The organism is Flavobacterium columnare NBRC 100251 = ATCC 23463 (assembly GCF_002530675.1).
In the GTDB taxonomy this organism is placed as follows: domain Bacteria; phylum Bacteroidota; class Bacteroidia; order Flavobacteriales; family Flavobacteriaceae; genus Flavobacterium; species Flavobacterium columnare.
Genome location: NZ_PCMX01000023.1, coordinates 1 through 22596, shown reverse-complemented (window position 1 = coordinate 22596; position 22596 = coordinate 1). Strand labels below are relative to the sequence as shown.

17 protein-coding genes and 1 pseudogene are annotated in these 22596 nt (G+C 30.5%); 8 read left to right on the top strand and 10 right to left on the bottom strand.

From position 1 onward, the window contains the following. Positions 1-76 precede the first annotated feature (76 nt). Positions 77-772 carry a S24 family peptidase gene (locus tag B0A78_RS03985; protein WP_065212875.1) on the bottom strand — a complete coding sequence of 232 codons (696 nt, stop codon included), beginning with the start codon at positions 770-772 and terminating at the stop codon, positions 77-79. A 368-nt stretch (positions 773-1140) separates the two neighbouring features. Between B0A78_RS03985 and B0A78_RS03980 the strand changes: the two genes are divergently transcribed. From B0A78_RS03980 to B0A78_RS03960, 5 genes are all read left to right on the top strand, one after another. Further along, positions 1141-2178 (top strand): patatin-like phospholipase family protein, encoded by a 1038-nt coding sequence (locus tag B0A78_RS03980; protein WP_088466274.1) that lies wholly within the window; start codon positions 1141-1143, stop codon positions 2176-2178. Between the two features lie 77 nt (positions 2179-2255). Then, a complete protein-coding gene (locus B0A78_RS03975) occupies positions 2256-5879 on the top strand; it encodes a hypothetical protein (RefSeq protein ID WP_123907261.1) in 3624 nt (1207 codons plus the stop codon). A gap of 72 nt (positions 5880-5951) precedes the next feature. Beyond that, positions 5952-8456 carry a hypothetical protein gene (locus tag B0A78_RS03970; RefSeq protein ID WP_097609401.1) on the top strand — a complete coding sequence of 835 codons (2505 nt, stop codon included), beginning with the start codon at positions 5952-5954 and terminating at the stop codon, positions 8454-8456. A 23-nt stretch (positions 8457-8479) separates the two neighbouring features. Continuing rightward, positions 8480-8821, top strand: coding sequence for a hypothetical protein (locus tag B0A78_RS03965; RefSeq protein WP_065212878.1), 342 nt, complete (start codon positions 8480-8482; stop codon positions 8819-8821). A gap of 754 nt (positions 8822-9575) precedes the next feature. Beyond that, entirely contained in the window at positions 9576-10052 is a 477-nt protein-coding gene (locus tag B0A78_RS03960) for a M15 family metallopeptidase (RefSeq protein ID WP_065212879.1), read from the top strand. Positions 10053-10463: 411 nt separating this feature from the next. On the opposite strand, the gene B0A78_RS03955 is transcribed toward B0A78_RS03960, so the two are convergent. Next, entirely contained in the window at positions 10464-12068 is a 1605-nt protein-coding gene (locus tag B0A78_RS03955; protein WP_225556530.1) for an Ig-like domain-containing protein, read from the bottom strand. Between the two features lie 87 nt (positions 12069-12155). Then, positions 12156-12839 carry a ComF family protein gene (locus B0A78_RS03950; protein WP_041253462.1) on the bottom strand — a complete coding sequence of 228 codons (684 nt, stop codon included), beginning with the start codon at positions 12837-12839 and terminating at the stop codon, positions 12156-12158. A 68-nt stretch (positions 12840-12907) separates the two neighbouring features. On the opposite strand from B0A78_RS03950, the gene B0A78_RS03945 reads away from it, so the two are divergent. Beyond that, positions 12908-13177, top strand: a complete 270-nt coding sequence (locus B0A78_RS03945; RefSeq protein ID WP_014165934.1) for a hypothetical protein — start codon at positions 12908-12910, stop codon at positions 13175-13177. Positions 13178-13541: 364 nt separating this feature from the next. After that, positions 13542-15086, top strand: a complete 1545-nt coding sequence (locus B0A78_RS03940) for a glycine--tRNA ligase (protein WP_014165935.1) — start codon at positions 13542-13544, stop codon at positions 15084-15086. 331 nt (positions 15087-15417) lie between these two features. On the opposite strand, the gene thiL is transcribed toward B0A78_RS03940, so the two are convergent. From thiL to B0A78_RS14945, 5 genes are all read right to left on the bottom strand, one after another. Beyond that, complete coding sequence (gene thiL / locus B0A78_RS03935) at positions 15418-16470, bottom strand: thiamine-phosphate kinase (RefSeq protein WP_014165936.1); 1053 nt, start codon at positions 16468-16470, stop codon at positions 15418-15420. Positions 16471-16917: 447 nt separating this feature from the next. Then, on the bottom strand, positions 16918-17271 hold the full coding sequence (locus tag B0A78_RS03930; protein WP_063743529.1) for a hypothetical protein: 354 nt from the start codon (positions 17269-17271) through the stop codon (positions 16918-16920). A 2-nt stretch (positions 17272-17273) separates the two neighbouring features. Continuing rightward, positions 17274-17933 (bottom strand): DUF3990 domain-containing protein, encoded by a 660-nt coding sequence (locus tag B0A78_RS14820; protein ID WP_262494790.1) that lies wholly within the window; start codon positions 17931-17933, stop codon positions 17274-17276. Between the two features lie 357 nt (positions 17934-18290). Beyond that, positions 18291-18827, bottom strand: a complete 537-nt coding sequence (locus B0A78_RS03920) for a hypothetical protein (RefSeq protein WP_235820824.1) — start codon at positions 18825-18827, stop codon at positions 18291-18293. 49 nt (positions 18828-18876) lie between these two features. Continuing rightward, positions 18877-19476, bottom strand: coding sequence for an RHS repeat domain-containing protein (locus B0A78_RS14945; protein ID WP_317044834.1), 600 nt, complete (start codon positions 19474-19476; stop codon positions 18877-18879). Between the two features lie 481 nt (positions 19477-19957). Between B0A78_RS14945 and B0A78_RS03910 the strand changes: the two genes are divergently transcribed. Continuing rightward, positions 19958-21232 carry a DDE-type integrase/transposase/recombinase gene (locus B0A78_RS03910; protein ID WP_065212887.1) on the top strand — a complete coding sequence of 425 codons (1275 nt, stop codon included), beginning with the start codon at positions 19958-19960 and terminating at the stop codon, positions 21230-21232. A gap of 382 nt (positions 21233-21614) precedes the next feature. Here B0A78_RS03910 and B0A78_RS03905 read toward each other — a convergent pair whose 3' ends face one another. Both B0A78_RS03905 and B0A78_RS14810 read right to left on the bottom strand, forming a co-directional pair. After that, entirely contained in the window at positions 21615-22058 is a 444-nt protein-coding gene (locus tag B0A78_RS03905; protein WP_097609400.1) for a hypothetical protein, read from the bottom strand. Beyond that, a pseudogene (locus B0A78_RS14810) lies at positions 22058-22596 on the bottom strand (hypothetical protein); the annotation flags it as partial. The gene B0A78_RS03905 and the pseudogene B0A78_RS14810, both read right to left, overlap by 1 nt.

Sequence of the window (22596 nt, the reverse complement as noted above, 5' to 3'; positions counted from 1 at the left end):
AAAACGTGTACTTTTATCTTCAAGACAAAGTCTAACGCATAATCTAGGTTAAACAAATTTAAAAATAGGGATCGAATTAATTCATAGAATTAATTCGTATACTGGCTTTAATTAAGGCTAGAGCTCTTATTTTGCTTATTTCTACTTCCTTGTCTTGGTGATGTTTGTTTTGACTAACTAATTTTACAAAGTTTGCGTTTTCTGATTTTTGAATGTATTTAACCATTACAAATTCTTCACCACTCATTTCAATACTTAACAAATACATTTCTCCCCAAAATATTTCATTTTGAATATCATTTATTTCCTTGTATAATACAATGTCACCACTTTTTAGTAAAGGATACATACTGTCACCTGTTACATAAATAGCACCATCGCATTTAGGTAAGTTAGGAATCGAAATATAATCTAAAGGGACATTGTTTGAAGACTCCGAAAATAAAGGAACTAAACCAGCTGTAGCCTCAATGTCATATAAAGGGATTTGTTGATAATGAACAGAATTATCTGTTTTTAAAGGAAAAGCTTGGATAGATTTGTTTAAGATAAAATCATCATCCTTTAGCATATTTCCCTCTCCTGTTAAGAGCCATGTAGGATTTAAATCAATGTACAATGAAAGAATATTTTCTAGCATACTTGAACCAATGCTTTTTCCTTCTTTTACGGCTTTAGAAATACTTCCTCTTCCAGCATTTAAGCTGTTTTCAAAAGCATAAAAACTAATTCCTTTTTTCTCTAAATAATGTCCTAATCGTTCTGAAACCATACTGTAATCGTAAAATTTGAAGTAAAAGTATGAAAAATTTCTTTACATAATGGTTTAAAGTCTTATAAAGCTTATTTGGTTTGATTTATTTCTAATTTAATCAGAAAATAATCTAATAATTACTTGTTATTACGAAAATAATCTTGTATATTTGTATTGTTGAAAGATTATAGTCTACTTGTTAAGATTATAATCGTTTAAATGCCAAATGAAGGTGTTTAAGTCAAATAGTTTTTTAAATCATTTTAGCATAAAAAATTATTGTATGAAACAAATAAAGTACTGGGATAGTTCTTAAGACTAGAATTATTCCAATAGGAATTCTTGTGTCTATTTTAAAAATAAAAAAAAAGATAAACGATAAAAAGATGTCTAGTAAAATAAGAATTTTAAGTTTAGATGGAGGCGGAATAAGAGGTATTATAACCTGTGTTATTCTTAAGTATATAGAAGAACAATTGCAAAAAGAAGACAATCCTAATGCTAAAATTGGAAATTATTTTGATTTAATAGCAGGGAGTAGCACAGGAGGGTTATTAGCTTGTTTTCTTTTACATCCTGATAATAGTAATCAAGCATTATTTTCGGTTAACAAAGCCATGGATTTATACCAAAAAGAAGGCGAAAAAATATTCAACACTTCATTTTGGGAAGGAATATTTAATCCATTTGGTCTATTTAATGAAAAAATATCTCAGAAAAATATTGAAAAAGAACTGGATATTATTTTTGGAAAAACAGAACTTAAAAAACTAATAAAACCATGTCTTATTACTTCTTATGATATCCATCAACGAAAAGCCAAGTTTTTTTGTAGTCATGAAGCACATACTGATTTAGAAAATTTTTATGTAAAAGATGTTTGTAGAGCCACAAGCGCAGCTCCTACCTATTTTGAACCAGCAAAAATTAAATCGCTGTATGGTCAAGAATTTACATTAATTGATGGAGGCGTTTATGCTAATAACCCTGCTTTATGCGCCTTTGCCGAAGCTAGTAAAATTCCATTTTCAAAAATTCTTAATAACCCGAATAAAGTAGATTATCCTGAGGTTAAAGATCTGATCATTGTATCCATTGGAACTGGAGAGGTGTTAAAACCCTATGCTTTTGAAAAGTTTCAAGAGGCAGGTAAAATTAAATGGATTAGTCCATTGATAGATATTTTATTGTCTTCAAATGCTGAAACAGTTAATTATCATTTAAGCACAATGTATCAGGCATTAGGTACGCGTAACCGTAAAAACTATTATCGCTTAGCCCCTTTATTACGAAACGCTTCTCCTGAAATGGATAATACTACAGAAAAGAATATTTATGAGCTTATACAAGCGGGAATGTACTATGTAGACCAAAATAGAGAAAAACTAGATGAGATAGTAAAAAAGTTGGTGAAAAACAAATGATCCGTTTTGCCTATCCCTCCATCTATCATAAACAGAAACAAAAATAATAATTCATTAGTAATTTTAAATAATAAAAAATGAGTACAAGAAATGATGCGTCACAAACGCTTTTTAGAATGGTGAGTTTAAGAAACCCACAATTAACAGAAACTAAAATAAAAAATTTAAGCTTTATACAAAGACCTAAAGTAGTAAAAGGAGTTTTTGATGAAGTAATTATGAACTGCCCTCAAAACACCTCAAAAATTAAGGCAATAGAAGATTTTATTGAAAGAAAAGGACTAAAATTCATTCCTTTTAATTCAGAAGAAGAATTAAAAAATGAGAATTATGAACAGTTACTATCTATTGGTAGAAAAATTACAAAAAGAGAAGAAATTACAGACCAAGATTGGGAAAAGACTGATTATTATTACAAACAAATGATGGATTCTAACAGAGGATTAACCTCAGAAGCCATTAGTAAATTAACAATACTTTGGGATAATTTAATTTATCAAATAATAACCCAAAAAAACTTTTATATAAAAGAAGCTCTTTGCGATATACTAAAAGCTATTCACACAGGCTTTGCACAAAATATAGAAATAGATGAAGAATTTGTAAAAATAAATGGTGAAGATCCTGCAAAAAATAGCTTGAATGGAAAAATAGTAATTCCTAAAGAATTGTTTTTACATGAAGAAACAGTTAAAGAAACAAATGAAGAAACAAATGATCCTAGGTTGTCCAGAGTTGATCAAACACAACTACGATTATATGCACAAAATAATTTAACGATTCAAACCGCTATTTATAAAAGAGAAGAACTCAAAAAATTAGATTTAGAGCTAAAATCCGTTCAACAGCACTATTTTAAAGAAAGAGAAGAAACTTATAAGAGAACATATCGTAATTACGCAGAGCAAAACCAATTAAAATTTCAAGAACAAGATCTCGTATCATCTGAAATTAATAAATTAATTAATGTAAAAGCATCAGAAGAAGAATTACAGCCTTTATATGATAAATTGAAAAAAATAGAAATTGTTCCCTACGAATTTGAATATAAAAATGAAATAGATTTAGCTGTATTTAAGACTAAACTATCTTCAGAATCATTTGATACCCTAATAGGATCCTTTACAAATTCAAAACCTTCTGTTTTCTTAACTCAAAAGACCATGTTAAAGCCAGAAAATGTGTCGAGTAGAGAAATACAATTAGGAGAAAATGTAATTCAATTAGATGATACATTAAAAACCATAGAAGATATACTAACAAAAATACAAGATAAAATATCAAATCTTGATCAAATTATTTTAGACAATACACCATTAGTTCAAGAACAATACATAAATCTAGAAGGAGCAACAATTCCAGTACACAATAACAATAATAAAATTATTCCTTTTGGATACCATGCAACAGTTGGTTCGGGAGATTCAGGTTCTTTTGTGAGTTTTTTATTTGATACTTATGAACTTGATCCCATGCTTGTAAAAGCTAAAATTATTGCAGATACTGATTTAGGACATTTTGAGGAAATTTATACCAATATTCAAGGGAAAGACCAAAAAATAATATTTCCACCCATTTTAGTTAGAAAATTTCAATCCGTAGCTAATTTTAGAGTAGAGCTAATTTTTTCAGATAATAAAGAATATTATGCCCAAATAGATAAACTTGCGTTTTCTGATGGAAAAGTAGGAATGTTAACCCCCGTTCATAAAGAAAATATTCGCTCTAAAAGAAATAATTTCGGTATAAAAAGAGTGGGTATTGCAGATTACCTAAAAGTAGTTCAAAGTGTTCATGCCTACGTGCCAGGGTTAGTTTCAAACATTGAAAACATAATGGCTAGTGAGTTACGACATAAATCATCCGTTTCTAGAGATTACTCTGAAATTACAGATACAACCTCAAAATATCAAGAATCGGAAAAATTATCAGATACCTCTAAAACATCAAGAGCTGATATGCAAACTGAAATTGCAAAAGAAATTAAGAAAGAACAAAATATAACCTCAAATACACGATTTAGTTATAATACAGGAGCTTATAATTTTGAAATGACAGGTGGTTATGCTAACAATTCAGCTCAGCAAGACAGCATTCGTCAAGCCGTTATGAAGTCCCAAGAAATTACGGAAAAAGCAATGGAAAAAGTAGTGAGCAGAGTTTCAGAAGAACGCGTTCAAAAAATTATCAAAGAATATACAGAAACAAACGTACATGAATTTGATAACAGAGGAAAAGTATCTGAAATCAATAACCCAAAAAGCATTAGACCTAAACACATTTCAGGTGTATATAGATGGATAGACATTAAATATAAAAATCAAATTTATAATTATGGTAAAAGAACCATGTTTGAATTTATGGTGCCAGAACCAGCAAGGCTGCATCGTTTAGCGTTTATGGTTTCTAAAGGTCAAATACTTACAACACCTGTAGACCCTAGAAATGCCACAGGAGAATTAAAAATGACAACTGGAAAAGAGGCAACAAGAAAATTATTAGAATATTGGGCTAAAATCTACAAAGTAGAGTTGACCCCTTTAAAAGAAACAGATACACAACATTATTCTTTTGTGGAAAAATTTAATAATGGAGGTAATTGTCCTGTATATCAAAGAAATATAAAAATAAATGATGGATATGTAGCTAAATCAGTGAAAATTGACTTCACTTATTGGAGAAAAGATTCAGGACCTTCCAGCAGAATTAATTTAGATTTTAGCAATGGTATTAACAAAGAATTTTGGTTTGAAACAATATCTGGAACAATAGCAATTGATGACCTAAACCTATCAGATACTTTTAGCCTAAAAAACTCAGGTTATAACTTAGGTGGAATTGAATACAATATGTATTTCAATTTAAAAATAAATCCTAACAAATTAGAAGCTTGGCAAACCGAAAATTTCAATGCAATAATCAAAGCCTATGAAGAAGCCTATAAAAAATTTCAAGAAGAACAAGCAAAGTTAGATGAAGAACAAAAGAAAAAAGAAAAAAATGCAAAAGAACAAATGAGTAACTTTTATCGCTTCATGGAGCAAGATGTGTTAAAACACAACTGTATAGCTTATTTACTACAAGATTATATAGGCACTTTAGGAGCCAGTTTTTCCATAGGAGATAGAATGGAAGACTTTCAAGTACTTTTAGATAAAGATCTTGATAAATATACTGCATTGGCAAAATTTATGGAACAGGCGTTTGAATGGCAAATTATGGATTATACTTTTTATCCTTACTATTGGGGAAAAAGAGAAAAATGGCAAGAAATGTATATTTCTAATTCGGTAGACCCTTTATTCAGAAGTTTTTTACAAGCAGGATTAGCAAGAATTATTGTAACGGTAAAACCTGGTTTTGAAGATGCCGTACAATTCTTTATGACTACTGGAAAAATCTGGAACGGTGGCGAAGTACCCGTAATTGGTGATCCACTATACATGAGTATCGCAGACGAAATGCGTGCTCCTGTAGGAGAACCTCAGGGTAAATACTGGATAACTAAGTTACCTACAACGCTTACTATTTTGCAAGATAAGTCAACTGGATCCGTAGATCAACCACTACCTATTTTCCCTGAAGCTGAGCCTAACAAGTGTGAAAATCCTGGTGAGTTGGAAAGGGATTCAAGCTTTAGATTGGACAACGCAAACTTGTGGAGATCAGAAAACACAGAAAGTACATTACCTAAAAACTAAGTTCAAAATAAAAATTCTAGCGATGTGTAAAGCATCGCTAGCTATTTATTTTAATAAAAAAATTAAAGAAAAATGAATCAGCCTGAAGCAACAAAACTTACAGCCTTACGATTGCCTAAAAACACAATCGACACTGTGAATCCTAGACCTTCAAATGAGGGATATAGTGCTGAATTTTATGGAAATAGATCCAATGAAGGAGTTGATTTTCTTTCATTAATAAGGTTTATTAAAAAAGCAAGCACAAATCCTCAATGTATTTTTAATTGGAAAGATTTTGAAAGAGCACCAATAGTACAAACGTACTCCACAAGAGATGGAGAAGGTGGAACTATCCAAAGGATGAAAATCATTAATAATAACATTCCTTTCACTTATAAAGATGAATCTGGAAAAATAAACACCTCTTTCTTGCAAGCCCGTTTAAACAAACGAATCGATGCTATTGATTACGATTGGGGGTTTAATATTCAAATTAATGCCAAAACAAAATTGATTTTTGCGCAATTATCATTATACTATGTTAATACAGCTAAATTTAGAAATAAAGTAACAGCAACTCCAAACCCAAACGATTTTACCGTGAATGACCAATATCGTGGTATTGTATTTCAGTCTGAAAATTTAACCGATTTTGCCTATTTAATAAATGCCATAGATCCTAGCCAATTTGAATTTATCAAGAATAAAATCAAAACCAAGTTCGTTGATGCCATACAAAAAGCCAAAAACGAAGACGAAATCGTATTTCTTTTTGAAAATGCTCCTAATTGGATAGCCGAAAATTTTAAAAGTGATGAGTTAATTAACTATTTAAAAACTATTTTAAGTTATGATATTGAGGGATGGTTTAGCGGATATATAGACGGAAGCTGTGCTTTTATTAATGTATTACGCGGATTCAACACACTCGACAAATGGGTAGATTTGTATAACTTTTTAAAAAAAAACCCTGAATTTGTCAAGAAAGCCTATCATGGTTTAGACAGTACTTCAATTTGGGAAGGTGTAAAACAAACAAATAAAACCATTTTTGCTTCCTTTTTAACCAGTCTAAGTTATGCCGTTATGGGTTCCGAAAAAGTGGCTATTGAACGACCTACCAAAACGTTTTATTTAGGTGATGGTTATACTGTAAATACGTCTGCTTTAGGAGCCTTAGATTTTAATGATACGCAATACTTTTTAAAACAAGAAAGAACTAAGTTAGTAGGTATGATTCCTATAGCAAACTCTTGGTTCTATCCTGTTACGTATGACGAAGATTTAGAAGAAGGGGCTTATTACAATCCATTGCAAATGGTACAAGTATACAATGTTGCTCAAAAAACAGCCATGGTAGTGCCCGCTATATTCTTACATGATACGGCTTCTCGGGATGAATTAGCGCAAATCATGAAAGCCGTTCGTATAGGAGTAAATGTATTTACGATAGCAGTTTCCATAGCCTCATTAGGTTCTGCATCGCCACTCATCGCTTTAGCAGCAGCAGCAGATATTACACTTGCCACCGCCGATACTATTTTTGCTTTAGCCGAAGACCAACTTTCAAAAGAATTTGTCGAAACCTGGAGTAAAATCTACTTAGTAGGCGGAGCCGCTACAGCAGGGCCTGTATTGCTAAACAGTGTTTTTAAAGGAGGAATGAAAATCCTGAATGGCACTGCTAAAGCCGAATTTAAAAATTTTGTACGCGCTTTTATTTTTAAAGTGGTAATAGAAAAAAATATTGCTAATTTTACAAAAAACACCTTACGCTTTGTTACAGAAAATGTAGAACTTGTTTCCATAAGTAATGGTTTGCTCAACACAGGTAAGTTACAAGAACTTAATCGATACGGTGCGATACTTGTAGCTGGTGAAGTTAAAAATGCTGACAAAATAGTTACAGAATATGCGCTTGTTTATAAAGGGGAATTAGTAATAAAAGGTGAAAAAGCTAGTTTTGTAAAAAGGGTAGAGAGGTTCTTTGAAGGAGTTAAAAGTAAAGGTCTTAAAGATTTCTTGGAGGAATTTGTAGGAGGTAATAATTACGGAAAATCGATTGTTGAAACAAAAAACCCTATTAAAGTCCAGCAGTTTGTAGAAGGTTTAGAAAATCTGTCAAAAATAAAAATTGTTAATCCTCTTGAACATATTGAAGATGCTATGCCTTATTTTAATCATAAAGCAATAGATAATGAAGTGATTCAAATTTCTGAATTAAATTGCGGTAATACAATAGAGTCTGTGGTAGTGTTTCTAAAAACAGGAAAAATAAAATTAGCAGAGCCTTCGAAAATGCAAGGTCTTGAGCAAGTCGCATCAAAATTTGGAGGAGGTAGTTTTATACCATCAACAATTCCTCGTATGAAAGAACTAATGAAAGAAGAAGAAATTATTGTTATTTACGCTATCAAAGACAAGAGCACACCAAAAGTTATTGGTCATTATTTCGTAGGAATGAAAAAAAATGGTGTTTTACATTTATTTGATGGGCAAACAGGAGAATATGTAATTTTTTCTCAAACAGATAGAAAATATGCTAATTTTATACAAAGGGGATATAAAGAATTTCAATTTTTAAAAGTAAGGTAATAAATTAATTAAAAAAAGATGATATGTTAACAGATACAGAAATGTTAGAAATAGCAAATAAGTTTTTAAATAGATTAAGTAGAGACAGTAACAATTTAGAACTTGTGCTGTATAGTGACATAATAAAAAAATCATATGGAAATATATATTTTTTTAATTCTAAAAAATTTATTTTGTCAGAGGATCTTAAATATGCTCTAGGTGGTAACGCTCCATTTTTAGTTGAAAAAAAAACAGGAAGAGTTGTTAGTTTTGGTACATCATGCACAATAGAAAATTATATAAAAGATTATGAAAACGGAACTATAGGTAAAAGTTTAGATCGTTATTGGTATCCAGATGAAGATAGGTTTGATTATAAGTAATTTAGATATTTTTAAAAACTGCAATTTTTATATTGCAGTTTTTTTATTTAAAGAATCTAAATCACTCGTTTACAACAAGCCAATGCCACATTTATAAAAGGAATTGGTTTTGATGGAAAAATAAAAGGATATGCTGTAATTTATAAAGGAGAAGAAATTGCGAGTGGAACAGCTAAGGAAGTTCGAGAAACTTTAAGGGATGTTTGGGGAGCAACTGGGAGTAAATTAATAGAAGCTCTAGATGATTTATGGAAACTAAAACCTATAAGCTAACTACAGATTTAAAACATTGGACAGCATTTAATTTAGCAAATACAGAACTAAGATGGTCAAGAGTGATAGAAAAAGAGATACAATCCTCACAAAGATTGTACGTTTAAAAAGACACTTCTCCGAAGTCTGTACACATAAAGTAGAAGTGAAAAATTACTCTTTATAATCGGATTGTCTTGTAAAACACTATAAAACAGGAGGTTTTAAGAGGTAGATGTTAGGTGTTTGTTTAATACAATTCCAAGATTGTTTTTAATATTAAAAAGATTAAATTATATATTTAATCCAATGTTATTTTGTTTGCCTCCTAAGAAAATCTTAGTGTATGTAGAAAAAAGCGGTGTTCATAAAAAGGATGTTGATTGGATATTTTTCTAATATTGATTGATTTTTTTCTAATTAATTTAGATTTTTTTCTTTTAAAATTTGCTTTTTAGATTGTTTTCCTTTATATTTAGAATTTAATTGTAAATAGAAGAAAATGGACAAAATAACTAAAGAACGAATTGAAAAACTCCATCCCTTAGTGCGTGACGAAGTTACAAAAATTATTAACGAATGCAATCAATCATTAACAGGAAGAGCGCAAGTTAGAATTACACAAGGACTACGGACATTTAAAGAACAAGAGGATTTATATGCTTTAGGAAGAACTAAACCGGGTAAAAAAGTAACCAATGCAAAAGGAGGGCAATCTATCCATAATTACGGTTTTGCAGTAGATATTTGCTTGATTATTGATGGAAAAGTTGCATCATGGGACACCGTAAAAGATTGGGACAATGACGGTGTTGCAGATTGGTATGAATGCGTGAAAATTTTTGCTAAACATGGATGGGATTGGGGAGGTAACTGGAAAACATTTAAAGATTTACCTCATTTTGAAAAAAAAGGTTTTTCAGATTGGAAAGAATTAAAAAAAAGACCTTTGGATGATCATGGTTATGTAAAACTCTAAATCGTATTGTTTTATAATATAGAACGAAGAGGTTGTTTAGCCCAGATTACACATTAAAAAATGTATTACAGATAAAAATGATTTTGAATTTAAAAAAGGACTCAATCTTTGTTCTCAATGTACTAAAAATCAGTTGCGGTAAAAAATTTCCGCGTATTTTTACCTTCTTGGCTCTTTTTATCTTCATGACAAAGCCTAATGCATAATCTGGGGTTAAAAAGGATGTCTTGTTGTTTGATTTTCTTTAATCGTTTTATCCTAGTTAACCGCCAAGGAGTCTCATATTGTTGATAATGTGACTGCCCTTGAAGGTTAAACAGATGATAAAAAGTTGAGATGTTCCTTTCTGAACAGTCTTCCTAGCCAAAACAGATCATTTTTGAAAACATAAAAAGGATATATATAGCTACATTATTTTCCTAAATCAATTTCCTGATTGACATCCCAGTTTGCTCGAACGTCAAGGATCGTTGGAAAATGATAAACCTCTTCGGGTTGTTTGTTTTCTAAGAAAGAACCGGCATCCCATTGTCCATTGTTGTTAAGATCATAGATAACTCGAATGTAATATTTTTCAGGATTTATTAGAATGAAATCCACATCCGTAGTATTACCACTCACAGGTTTCGTATAGAAAACCTTTCCTTTTTCGTTCGTAAGTTCTACAATAAGAGGTGTATTTTTTTTATTCTTAAAGTGTATTTTTAAATTTCCGTAATCTTCCACTTTCTTTGTTGAAAAATTAAACTTTAGAGTATCTTTGTTTTTATTTCCTATATAATCCTCTATTGCGCCTGGTAATAGTTTTAAATCATATTTTTCATTTTCTTCCTTTTCAAAATCCAATACAAATTTTTGAGTATAATCTTCGTATTTTGCTTTAAAAGGAATAAGTGTTTTATTTCCTTTAGTTAGTAAAATTTTATTAATGTCCCATTTTTCAATAGGGGTTGATGATTTAAGTGCAAAGTTTTCTTTTAAATGCAAATAGGATGTTTTAGAGTCAAGATGTAAAGTATCTTTTTTATATTCTTTAAATTTTACAGAATAACGCTCTTGGTATTTATCTTTAGATAATTCTAACTGAATAGAATCATTCTTTATATAAGGAGTCCATATTTGTAAGGAATCTTTATCCTGAATTTTTGAAACACGCACAGGTATTTTGTTGCCTTTTAACTGTGCTTGAATTTGTATATTTTGTATATTATTCCCTTCATAACCTAATAAAATTCGATTGCCAGAAGCTTGTGTAGGTCTTTTAGGTTTAAAAGGTGGTTGTTCTTTGTATAATTCTAATTCAAATATTGAATTATCAGGTATATTAATTACTTGATTATAAACGCCTATTTTATCTTTTTTAGGATCGTATTTATAATTTGAAACATTTTCTTTTAAAGCTATTAATTTATATTTTCCTGCTTTTATGTTTTCAATTTTAAAGGTAGCGGTACTATCTAATGTATTGGTAATATAACGAGGTGTTTGTTTGTAAATAGTAGAATCATTATATTTTTCATCTACTTCATACAACATTACATTTACAAAATTTGGAGTAGCTCTTTCATAAGCATCTTTTATAATACCTTGTATAGATAATGAATCTAAATTTTTTCCTGTTGAAAAAACATATTGAAAATTTTTCAATTTATTTCCTTCATTATTGTCTGCAATGCTTTCGCCAAAATTAAAGCTATAAGTTGCATTGGGGATTAATTCCTCATTAAATTTTATGGTCAACTGTTTGCTAACTCCTCCTACAGGTTGAATATTGGGTTGGTTTTTTAAAGGAGGTGATATGATGAGGTTTTTTTGTAGATCATTTATTTTTATATATTCATCAAAAGTAATTCGGATACTTTTTTCTTTAAAATCAGTTGAAAAATTTTTCGGGTAACTACTTATCATCTTTGGAGGGGTTATGTCTTTATCGCCTCCTGTTATTGAACCTCTTTTGGCGCAATTCATAAGAGTTAAAGCAAAGAATAATAATAAAATAAATGATTTATTTTTCATTAGGATCAATTTTATGCTCATTAGACAACAAGTATCTATAACGGCTAGGTATTAAATTTATTAGAACTACAAAATAACAACATTTATTTAAGATTGTGAAAAAGCCATAGTTACTATGCTGATTTTTATTTTATCAGATTGTTGCAATGCCTTGGCGCAAGCTTCTAGTGTAGCTCCAGTGGTGAGAACATCATCTACTAAAAGAAAATGAATAGGTTCATCAAGGGTTTCGAGTTTACTGATAAAACGGTTTTTTTCAACGTTATTGCGTTCGGTCAATCTTTTTTTGGATTGACTTATGCCATATTCTTGTCTAAATAAAAGATTTTTGTTAATTGGGATTTTTAATACTTCCGATAAGCTTTCACAATAGGTGTCAATCTGATTGTATCCTCGTTCTTTTAACTTTTTAGGATGTAAGGGTACTGGAATGATATAGTTTACAGTACTAAAAACAGGAAGGTTTTGGAGGTGTTGAGCATGCCATTTGCCTAGTAAATTTCCTATTTCAGTACGTCCTTTGTATTTTAGATTATGAATGAGTTGTTGACCTATTCCTTTTTTGTGGTAATAAAACATAGAAGAAACATGTTCAATATTTATTCTTCCATAAAATTTAATAAATGCTTCATTATTGGTTTTTGTCCATTGATAGGTTAGGGGGAGTTCATGCCTGCATTCAAGGCATATTATTTGTTCATTATTAACTAATAAATTTTGACATCCTAAACATAAATCAGGGAAAAATAAATTAATCAGTTTTTTTAGCATTTCGTCGATTTTTTTTTCTGTAATAAAATTATTAAAATACATTTGATTAGTAACAAATTGAAATTAGAATGTTGTTAACGGATTCATTAACAGCCTATAAAATGGTTTCTGTAGCGCTGCTTTCAATAGCAGTTTCATTAAGCGTTAAATGTTATCAAGTTGTAGAGGAAAATCTTAAGCTTCAGGAAGAAAAGGTTTTAGATAGAACGACTTATACTAATGATTTGAGTGAAATATTATTTCGATTCGATGCAGAAGTAAGAAAGAATAAAGAGTTAGTCGATAAACAAGTACAGCTTGAAAATGAACTAGTAAAAGTAAAAAAGAAACCATCTTAGGTGGTATAGATACTAACTAAGTTGGGGTTTTTAAGATGTTTTAATAGAGTTCTTGCTGTAAAATAGTTAAGAATACGAAACTCTTTTGTAGTTAAAAGAACTTGAGAGTATAAAGTAAGAGTAAGTGTTTTTTTAAAAACCAAAAAGAATGTATTAAATTGATTACTAAAGGTTAGATAAGTTTATATCCCTAATATGACTTAATGAGAAGAAATATTGAGTGATATTATAAACACAATGCCAACTAAATAACTGATCTAATTGGTGGAGTGGGGGTTATACTTAAATAACTTTTTTAAAATTGTTGATTATATAAGGGGAGAAAACGGATTTTTTAAATCCGTTTTTTTATTTTTGCAATACTATGGCAAAACAAGACGATTTATTTAAAAATGTTATTTCGCACGCAAAGGAATACGGATTTATATTTCCGTCAAGCGAAATTTATGATGGTTTGAGCGCTGTGTATGATTATGCTCAAAACGGGGTAGAGTTAAAAAAGAATATTCGTGACTATTGGTGGAAATCAATGGTGCAAATGCATGAAAATATTGTAGGAATAGATGCTGCTATTTTTATGCACCCTACTACTTGGAAAGCTTCGGGTCACGTAGATGCTTTTAATGATCCGTTGATTGATAATAAAGATTCTAAAAAAAGATATCGTGCAGACGTTTTAATTGAAGACTATTGTGAAAAATTAAATCAAAAAGCACAAAAAGAAATAGAAAAGGCCAAATCTCGTTTTGGAGATGCTTTTGATGAAACTCAGTTTGTAGCTACTAATCCTAGAGTCGTTGAATATCTTTCTAAGAAAAAAGAAATCTTAGAACGTATGGCTCGTGGTTTAGATACTGGAAATTTAGCTGATGTTAAAGCGTTGATAGAAGAATTGGGTATTGCTTGCCCTGAATCCGGTTCAAAAAATTGGACTGAAGTACGCCAGTTTAACCTTATGTTTGGAACTAAATTAGGAGCTTCCGCAGATACTGCAATGGATTTGTATTTGCGTCCAGAAACAGCCCAAGGGATATTTGTAAACTTTTTAAACGTTCAAAAAACAGGGCGTATGAAGGTGCCTTTTGGTATTGCGCAAACAGGTAAAGCCTTTCGTAATGAAATCGTGGCACGTCAGTTTATTTTTCGTATGCGTGAGTTTGAACAAATGGAAATGCAATTTTTTGTAAAACCAGGAGAGGAAATGAAATGGTACGAATACTGGAAACAAACACGTTTAAAATGGCATAAGTCTTTAGGTTTGGGGGCTGAAAACTACCGTTACCACGACCATGAAAAATTAGCACATTATGCTAATGCTGCTTGTGACATTGAATTTAATTTTCCTTTTGGATTTAAGGAATTAGAGGGTATTCATTCACGTACTGATTTTGATTTAAAAGCACACGAACAACATTCGGGTAAAAAATTACAATATTTTGACAATGAGGAAAATGCAAGTTATGTGCCTTACGTAGTAGAAACCTCTGTTGGTTTAGATAGAATGTTCTTAGCTGTTTTTTCAAAAGCATTGCAAGAAGAAACTTTAGAAGATGGTTCTACACGTACAGTTTTGCGTTTGCCGTCAGTTCTTGCGCCTACAAAAGCAGCGGTTTTACCACTCATAAAAAGAGATGGTTTGCCAGAGTTAGCCAAAGAAATTATTGAAGACTTAAAATGGGATTTTAACGTAGCTTATGATGAAAAAGATGCTGTAGGTCGTCGTTACCGCCGTCAAGATGCTCTTGGTACACCGTTTTGTATTACGGTAGATCATCAAACATTAGAGGATAAAACGGTTACGATACGTCATCGTGACTCTATGCAACAAGATCGTGTAGCAATTGCTGATTTAAGAGCTATTATTCATAGTGAAGTTTCAGTTCGTAATTGGTTGTTAAAAATGAAATAGGTTTTTATTTTTAATCATAAAGATTTTAAGAGCCTGTCTGAAAAGGTATAAAACAATATTTAATTTGTCAATCTCTACGATAGGAAATATCAGAGTATCAACGTTATGTGATTTGTTTCGCTGGTTCGATTTGCTCAACCCTTCCTTTGGTCGAAATCATAAGATTGCATCTTTTCGGACAGCCTCTTTTATAAAATAAAAAACCTTGCAAAATCAACAAGGCATTTTTATCTATAATGTTTTTTTAGGCGTAATCAGGTTTAAAAGACATAGAATAAATAAAAAAAAGCTTTTTTTATACTTTAGTCTTGCTTTATGATTTAAAAATAATTTATTTATCCTCAGTTAAAGCATTCCAGCCCCTCGCTTTTAATTCAATTTTTGTATTGGCACGAGTAACTAGATGTATGCCTTCTTCATCAGGTGCTATATGACCTATGATAGTAAAATTGGGATTTCCTTTTAATTTATCGTAATCATCCATTTTAATGGTAAATAACAACTCATAATCTTCGCCACCATTTAATGCTATTGTAGTACTATCTATATTAAATTCTTCGCATACGTTAATAAACTGAGGGTCCAATGGTAGTTTTTCTTCATACAGATTACAGCCTACTTGGGATTGTTTGCATAAATGTAGGATTTCAGAAGATAAGCCATCTGAAATATCAATCATAGAAGTAGGGCGTATTCCTAATGCTTTTAAAATTTCAGGAACATCTTTTCTGGCCTCTGGTTTTAATTGGCGTTCAACCAAGTAAGCGTATTGATCTAAATCCGGTTGATTATTAGGGTTAACTAAAAAAACCTGTTTTTCTCTTTCAAGCACTTGCAACCCCATGTAAGCAGCCCCTAAATCGCCCGATACAACTAACAAATCATTTGGTTTTGCACCATTTCTATACACAATATCTTTTTCTTCTGCCTCCCCTAGCGCGGTAATAGATAGGATTAAGCCTTTTTGAGAAGAAGTGGTATCGCCCCCTATTACGTCTACTCCATATTGTTTAGCTGCTAAAGAAATGCCTGCATATAACTCTTCTAGTGCTTCCAAACTAAAACGATTGGATATAGCAATAGATACTGTAATTTGAGTTGCTTTTGCATTCATAGCATAAATGTCAGATAAATTGACTACTACTGACTTATAGCCAAGATGCTTTAAAGGCATATAGGCCAAATCAAAATGAACGCCTTCAATTAATAAATCCGTTGAAACTACTGTTTGTTTAGAACCAAAATTCAATACCGCCGCATCATCTCCAATTCCTTTTAAAGTAGAAGCATTGGTAATTTTAAAATGCTTGGTTAAATGTTCTATTAATCCAAATTCCCCTAATTGACCTACACTTGTTCTTGGAGACATTTTATCTTCAATCATAATTTTTTAATTTACAAAACAAAGGTACAAACTAAAAGTGAAACCCTATATAATCCCAAATTACACATTAAAAATTTATTATAAATAAAAAGTTGTAAATCTATTTTAGGATTAAGTATAAATATGTGAACTTTTTTAGGACGAGACAAGCTGCAAAAAATGTATGGAGTAACAAAAAAAGAAAATCAACTGCAATCTAAAGTAAATTGAAGTTAATTTTCTTTTATAATTTCTATCGTTTAAAAATCACTTTTTTGTAATATTCTTATTATCAAATACTTCCCTTATAAGGGACTCTTTTTTCTAAAAAGATCGTAGAAGTAGCAGAGCAGTTTTTTAATAAAAACGTAGCTACTTTATAATAAAAAAGCTGTCATTTTCGACAGCTTTTTTGTTTTATTATCTTAACCACACGAAAGGATTCGTGCGGTAGCGGTGGTGTTTTTCTTAAACGAATTCAAATGATTCTTCTTTCAGAGAATTTATCTTCCTATATTCTTGATCCCATTCCAAATAATCAATAGGTTCATCGCTATTAATACCATTTAACCAATAGTTATCACCATATACAAGTAACATAGCCCAGTGATATTCAGTGTCATGGCTGTAAAATATCACCTGATTATATGTTTCAGGCATTAAAAAATTTCTTTTCATAATTAAATCTTCAGCTTCAAGAGATGCTTTATTTGTATATTTAACTATGATCCCTTTAATTACTTCAATCCAAGTGTTAAAATTAAAAATTAATTTTTCGCCTGTTTCATTATTAATAAATACTAATTCGTCTTTATATTTCATATTTAACTACATTTTACTTTAAAATTATCAAATAGTTTAGCGGCTTTATCAGTAAATATAGCAAACTGACTTCCTATTGGTTTAGGGTTTTTACCTCTTGGGTTTGCTAACATAGGACCACTAACAGCATCAAAGTTGTGTTCTAATTTACCCGCTCTACCATCTGTAACAAACTTAGCCCATTCATCACTCGCCCCATCAAATTTTTTAATATTCAATTTTTCAAGTTCTGAATTTGGCACATCAAATTGAGTTATTTCAGGATGACCTCTCATTTCCGCCCATTGTTGAGCCTGTGCCTTATCTGTAGTTACATAAAACCCTCCTTGTCCAGATGGATTAAAATCTAAATTTGTTCTACCTTTTGATGGATCAATTGGTCCACTTAAACTACCAGCATGATAAAAAGTTGTGATATCTAGTCCAAAAATATCAATCCAACTATTACTATCTTTCACATACCCATAAAAAGTCGGGTTATTTCCTGCCAGTCCAATAGGATCTTGAGAGATATAATTTCCAATAGTACAATCGTAATATCGAAACCTGTTGTAATAAAGACCTTCTAATTCGGGGTCTTCATACTGTCCGAGTTGTCTAAAAGGAATAAAGTCTGGGGTTAGATTAATAGGCGAGCTAAAATTGCGTAAACCTCCATAAATATCATAGTCTGTGCTCCATATTAAAGAGCCCTTTTCGTTATAACATTGTAGGGGTCTGCCTATATAATCAGAAATTATACTAAATTGCTCTTCTCCTTGTATTTTAGCACTAGGTACAAAGCTATTTTCTTGGTAAATCCAAGTAACTAAATCCTCTACGGTTTCTTTTTGACTTAGATAAACTTCTCCTAGATCGTTAACAGAAGTTTCTGCCTCTTGCCCTTTTAGATATGTCCACTGGTGTAAAAGAACGTTTCCATCCTAAAAAGATGAAACAACGAACAGACTAAAAAACTGTTCGTTGTTTGGTATTATTAAAATTTTAGAAAACTCACAAAGTATTATTGATATACTTTTTTAATATGTAGATAGGTTAAAAACATACTTATCATCTTCTCTAGGATCTTTATAACCTATAAATTGCTCTACTTTTTTAAACTCGAATGAATAACCATAATTAGCTTCTGGATATTCAAGCGCACTTTTTCTTTTATAACCTATTATGTTTACTAAATATTTTCCATTTTCAATATTGAATTTGAATGATTTGAATAAAGTAACTCCATCAAGTGTTTGATAAGAAATACTTTCATTGATAGAATTTGTAAATTGTTCTAAATTAAAGTTCAATAAACTTCCAAAGGATCCAATCCAATATGCTCCATCATTTACATTAAGGTTAAAATCTTCATATCTAAATTCTTCTTGCCATTCGTTATTAAGAGGGATGTTATTAATAATATATTTAGTTGATTCTATTGGTAAAATAGGAATCCAAATCCCCTCTTCTAATGATTTTAGATATAATTCATGATTTTTTTGAAAAACTTCTAATACTTTTTTACTTTTTATTTTATTCTCTTTAAAAAAACTCAATAATTTGTCTATTGACATTATATATATGCCATAATCTGTGATAGTTAATTTTTTTTCTAACATATAATTATTTACAAGGTATTTTTTTGTTTTTATATAATTCTTTTAATTTATCCAAAGCTTCTCTAGGTGTCATATTTTCAAATAAAATATCGTCTGTTCCAGGTATTTTCATATATCCTTTTACATCAATGTCTTTATAGGCTTTAGCTCCTTTGTCAAAAAAATCGTCTACTGTTCCAGTAAACTTAGAACCATGATAAGGAACTCCTTCATTGATAAGATTTGTGTGCATCTCTCCGTGTAAAGTAGCTGTATTAATACCATTATTAGGATACCAAGCTATAGAATTTGTTTGTGCTAATTCAGTAATGTCTAATTTTTTTGCTACAGATCTTGGCATAAGATGGTGTCCCATTCCACTACCTAATAAATCTGAATACCACCCGAATTTATCAATTTGTATATTTGAATTTTTCACATAAGCATATAATTCGTTTCCACCCAAGAGTCCAATAGGATCTTGACTTAAATACAACCCTGTTTCTGGATTATAATACCTAAATCGGTTATATGCTAACTCAATATCGTGATCATAATATTGTCCTTGATATAAGAACGGAATCAAGTTTTGATCTCCTTCTATTTTACGTGTCTTTCCGTAAATATCAAGTTCTCTTTCCCAAATTAATTTTCCGTTACTATTATAAGCTTGTACAGGAGTTCCTAAATAATCATTTATGATGCTATAAACTTCCTCTCCTAAAATCTTTGCGCTTGGGTTGTAATTATTCGTATCATATACCCACGTAACTAGATTATTAACCTTTTCTTTTTGACTTAAAAAAACTTCTCCTAAATTATTAACAGAAGTTTCATGTTCTTCTCCTTTTTGGTAATCCCACTCATGTAAAAGAACGTTCCCATCTCATACAAAATGCCGTAACTCTTTTTACTCCTCTACAACCCCCTTTTGAGCCATTGACAAACATCCTTTTGGTATTCGTGGTATGAGTTCCAAGATATTAGCAACAGGATAAAAAAGAGTCCTAGTAATTTCATAGTTTCAAAAATAGCGTAATAATGTTTTTGATACAAAATTTGATACCAAAAAATAAGGATATTTTTTACATTCGCCTTTTTTCAAAATGCAGACTGTTAAACACAGAAATTCCTATCATACCAATACCAAAATTTTTGCTCGTAAGGGATTATTATCAACAGAACTTTTAAAGTTGATCCCTTCCAGTAATTTATCTAGATGGTTGAAAGAGCCTGAAAACAAATATATTGATTATACTTTAAATGGGTTGATTGATCAAGATATTGAATTATTTCAAAATCAAAATGAGTTTCCTAGTAGCAAAAAACTTTCCAGAGCTTATATACAACTACTCAAAGGAGCGTATACAATTTTTGATCAAATCAAAGATTTCAATAAAGTTCTTAAAAAAAATAAGGATATAATTGTGAATACCATAGAGAGCATTAAAAATTGGATTTCTATAGATGAAGCAATTAAGTTATTTAGGATTTCACGTGCCACTTACCAAAACTATAAAATACAAGTATTAAACAAATGTGAAGCTTCGTATATTTTTTGGTGTGTAAAACGTTACCCACAACAACTTTTGAACCAAGAAGTTATCAAGATAAAAGAATATTTTAACAATAGTGATTATAAATCTTGGTCAAAGTCTTCTATCTATTATATGGGATTGCGCAAAAAAGATTTCAGTTTTTGTTTAGCCACATTTTATAAGTACAGCAGTTTACTTGGAATTGATAATGGTAGACATTTACAAAACAAGCCTGAATATTCACCACTTCTAACTACTAAACCTAATCAAATTTGGTGTGCTGATATCACAATCTTTAAAACAGCTAATGGCGTAAAACATTACATCCACTTACTTATAGATCATTACTCCCGAATGATTTTAGGATGGTATATCGGTTTAAAACCAAGTCCAAAAGCTATTAAAGAATTATTGCAAAATACTTTTAAGGAACTCCCTAAACCTACTACAATAGAGTTTGTAACCGATGGCGGGGTAGAAAATATAAACACAACTGTCAAAGAATACATTAAAAGTATTGAACCAAATATTATTCACAACATTGCTCAAAAGGATATTGCTAGTTCTAACTCTATGATTGAAGCTATTAATAAAATCCTAAAGTATCAATATCTTTATCAGTTGCATATCGAAAATACTCTGCAACTTTATAATACATTCCCACAGATTATACGTAATTACTGTAATATTCGTCCACAGCATTCATTAAAAGGAAATACTCCTTTTGAAACTTACAACGGAAAAACGATATCTATTTCGCACTATAATTCTCATTTTCAAGCTCAAAAGCAATTTAGAAAAGAGCAAAACAACAAAAATAATTGCAAAAAATGTATGGAGTAACAAAAAAAGAAAATCAACTACAATCTAAAGTAAATTGAAGTTAATTTTCTTTTATAATTTCTATCGTTTAAAAATCACTTTTTTGTAATATTCTTATTATCAAATACTTCCCTTGTAAGGGACACTTTTTTCTAAAAAGATCGTAGAAGTAGCAGGGGACTCTTTTTTCTAAAAAGATCGTAGAAGTAGCAGGACTTTTTCAATAAAAACGTAGCTACTTTATAATAAAAAAGCCGTCAAAAATGACAGCTTTTTTACTTTTATAATTTCTATCGTTTAAAAATCACTTTTTTGTAATGTTCTTATTCTCAAACACTTCCCTTATAAGGGACTCTTTTTTCTAAAAAGATCGTAGAAGTAGCAGGACTTTGCGGAGCTGGGTTTATTCATACATATAGTTATATCTTGAAGCTAATATTTCTATATAACTATCATATCCTATAATTAAATAATGCTTCAAATTTAAATTTCCTGTTGGATCATAAAGTTTATACTTTGTCTGTAACCATTCAGAATTTTCTACTCTATAAAAACCCGAATCAGGATTGTGATTATTTATTTTCCAATATTCAACCTTTTCAATATCATAATCATCTTTTAAAATCTCAAATTCATTATAATTGAACTCATAAAAATTTAAAGTTGTACATTTTACTTCTGCCACTTTTTCAAAAATAATTTTAATATTAGAATAGGTTTCACCATCTAAATATTGTTTCAAAGTCTGTCCTTCAACATTTACCTTTGATTTGGTTTCGGTGTAGATTAATTCAATATCTGTACAAGATATTTGAAAATCAACTTTTTCTGATATCAATTTATACATTAATTACAATTTTTTATTATTCTTAAAAGTCCTGAACCGTCTTTATTTTTTGTTACAGCAATTGTTTTTGATGGCACAATATCCCCACTTGGTCCTTTTAATCCAAAATCAGATTTTAAATGTGGTGGAACTTTGTCAAAAGGAACCAAAATAGCATTAGTAGGAAATTTACCCGACTCTGCCAAAGCTGCTAATCCTCGATTATTTAAAGTAACTGCCTTGCCCGTTGTTGGGTCAATTGTATATGATATCTGAAAAACATTCGGATCAATTTTATTAGCTTTTAAATCATCAGCAACATCTTTAATTGATCTTCCTCTTATAGCATCATCAGCTTGTGAACCAATATCACTAAAATTTGGACCAATTCGCTTTTGACCAAAATGTAAATCTTTTGGAAAATCTGTAATTTCACCAAATTGAAATGGATCAAATGAAGACAACCCAAACGGGTCAACCCACGAATTAGAATCGTGTACATACGCATAAAACGTTGGGTTATTTCCTGCGAGTCCAATAGGATCTTGACTTATGTAAG

Bases quoted from the DNA above. Each gene is read 5' to 3' on its own strand.
- B0A78_RS03910 (WP_065212887.1), top strand. From the start codon at position 19,958: ATGCAGACTGTTAAACACAGAAATTCCTATCATACCAATACCAAAATT.
- B0A78_RS03945 (WP_014165934.1), top strand. From the start codon at position 12,908: ATGTTGTTAACGGATTCATTAACAGCCTATAAAATGGTTTCTGTAGCG.
- thiL (WP_014165936.1), bottom strand. From the start codon at position 16,470: ATGATTGAAGATAAAATGTCTCCAAGAACAAGTGTAGGTCAATTAGGG.
- B0A78_RS03985 (WP_065212875.1), bottom strand. From the start codon at position 772: ATGGTTTCAGAACGATTAGGACATTATTTAGAGAAAAAAGGAATTAGT.
- B0A78_RS03930 (WP_063743529.1), bottom strand. From the start codon at position 17,271: ATGAAATATAAAGACGAATTAGTATTTATTAATAATGAAACAGGCGAA.
- B0A78_RS03960 (WP_065212879.1), top strand. From the start codon at position 9,576: ATGGACAAAATAACTAAAGAACGAATTGAAAAACTCCATCCCTTAGTG.
- B0A78_RS03950 (WP_041253462.1), bottom strand. From the start codon at position 12,839: ATGCTAAAAAAACTGATTAATTTATTTTTCCCTGATTTATGTTTAGGA.
- B0A78_RS03980 (WP_088466274.1), top strand. From the start codon at position 1,141: ATGTCTAGTAAAATAAGAATTTTAAGTTTAGATGGAGGCGGAATAAGA.
- B0A78_RS03955 (WP_225556530.1), bottom strand. From the start codon at position 12,068: ATGAAAAATAAATCATTTATTTTATTATTATTCTTTGCTTTAACTCTT.
- B0A78_RS03970 (WP_097609401.1), top strand. From the start codon at position 5,952: ATGAATCAGCCTGAAGCAACAAAACTTACAGCCTTACGATTGCCTAAA.
- B0A78_RS03920 (WP_235820824.1), bottom strand. From the start codon at position 18,827: ATGTCAATAGACAAATTATTGAGTTTTTTTAAAGAGAATAAAATAAAA.
- B0A78_RS03905 (WP_097609400.1), bottom strand. From the start codon at position 22,058: ATGTATAAATTGATATCAGAAAAAGTTGATTTTCAAATATCTTGTACA.
- B0A78_RS03965 (WP_065212878.1), top strand. From the start codon at position 8,480: ATGTTAACAGATACAGAAATGTTAGAAATAGCAAATAAGTTTTTAAAT.
- B0A78_RS03975 (WP_123907261.1), top strand. From the start codon at position 2,256: ATGAGTACAAGAAATGATGCGTCACAAACGCTTTTTAGAATGGTGAGT.
- B0A78_RS03940 (WP_014165935.1), top strand. From the start codon at position 13,542: ATGGCAAAACAAGACGATTTATTTAAAAATGTTATTTCGCACGCAAAG.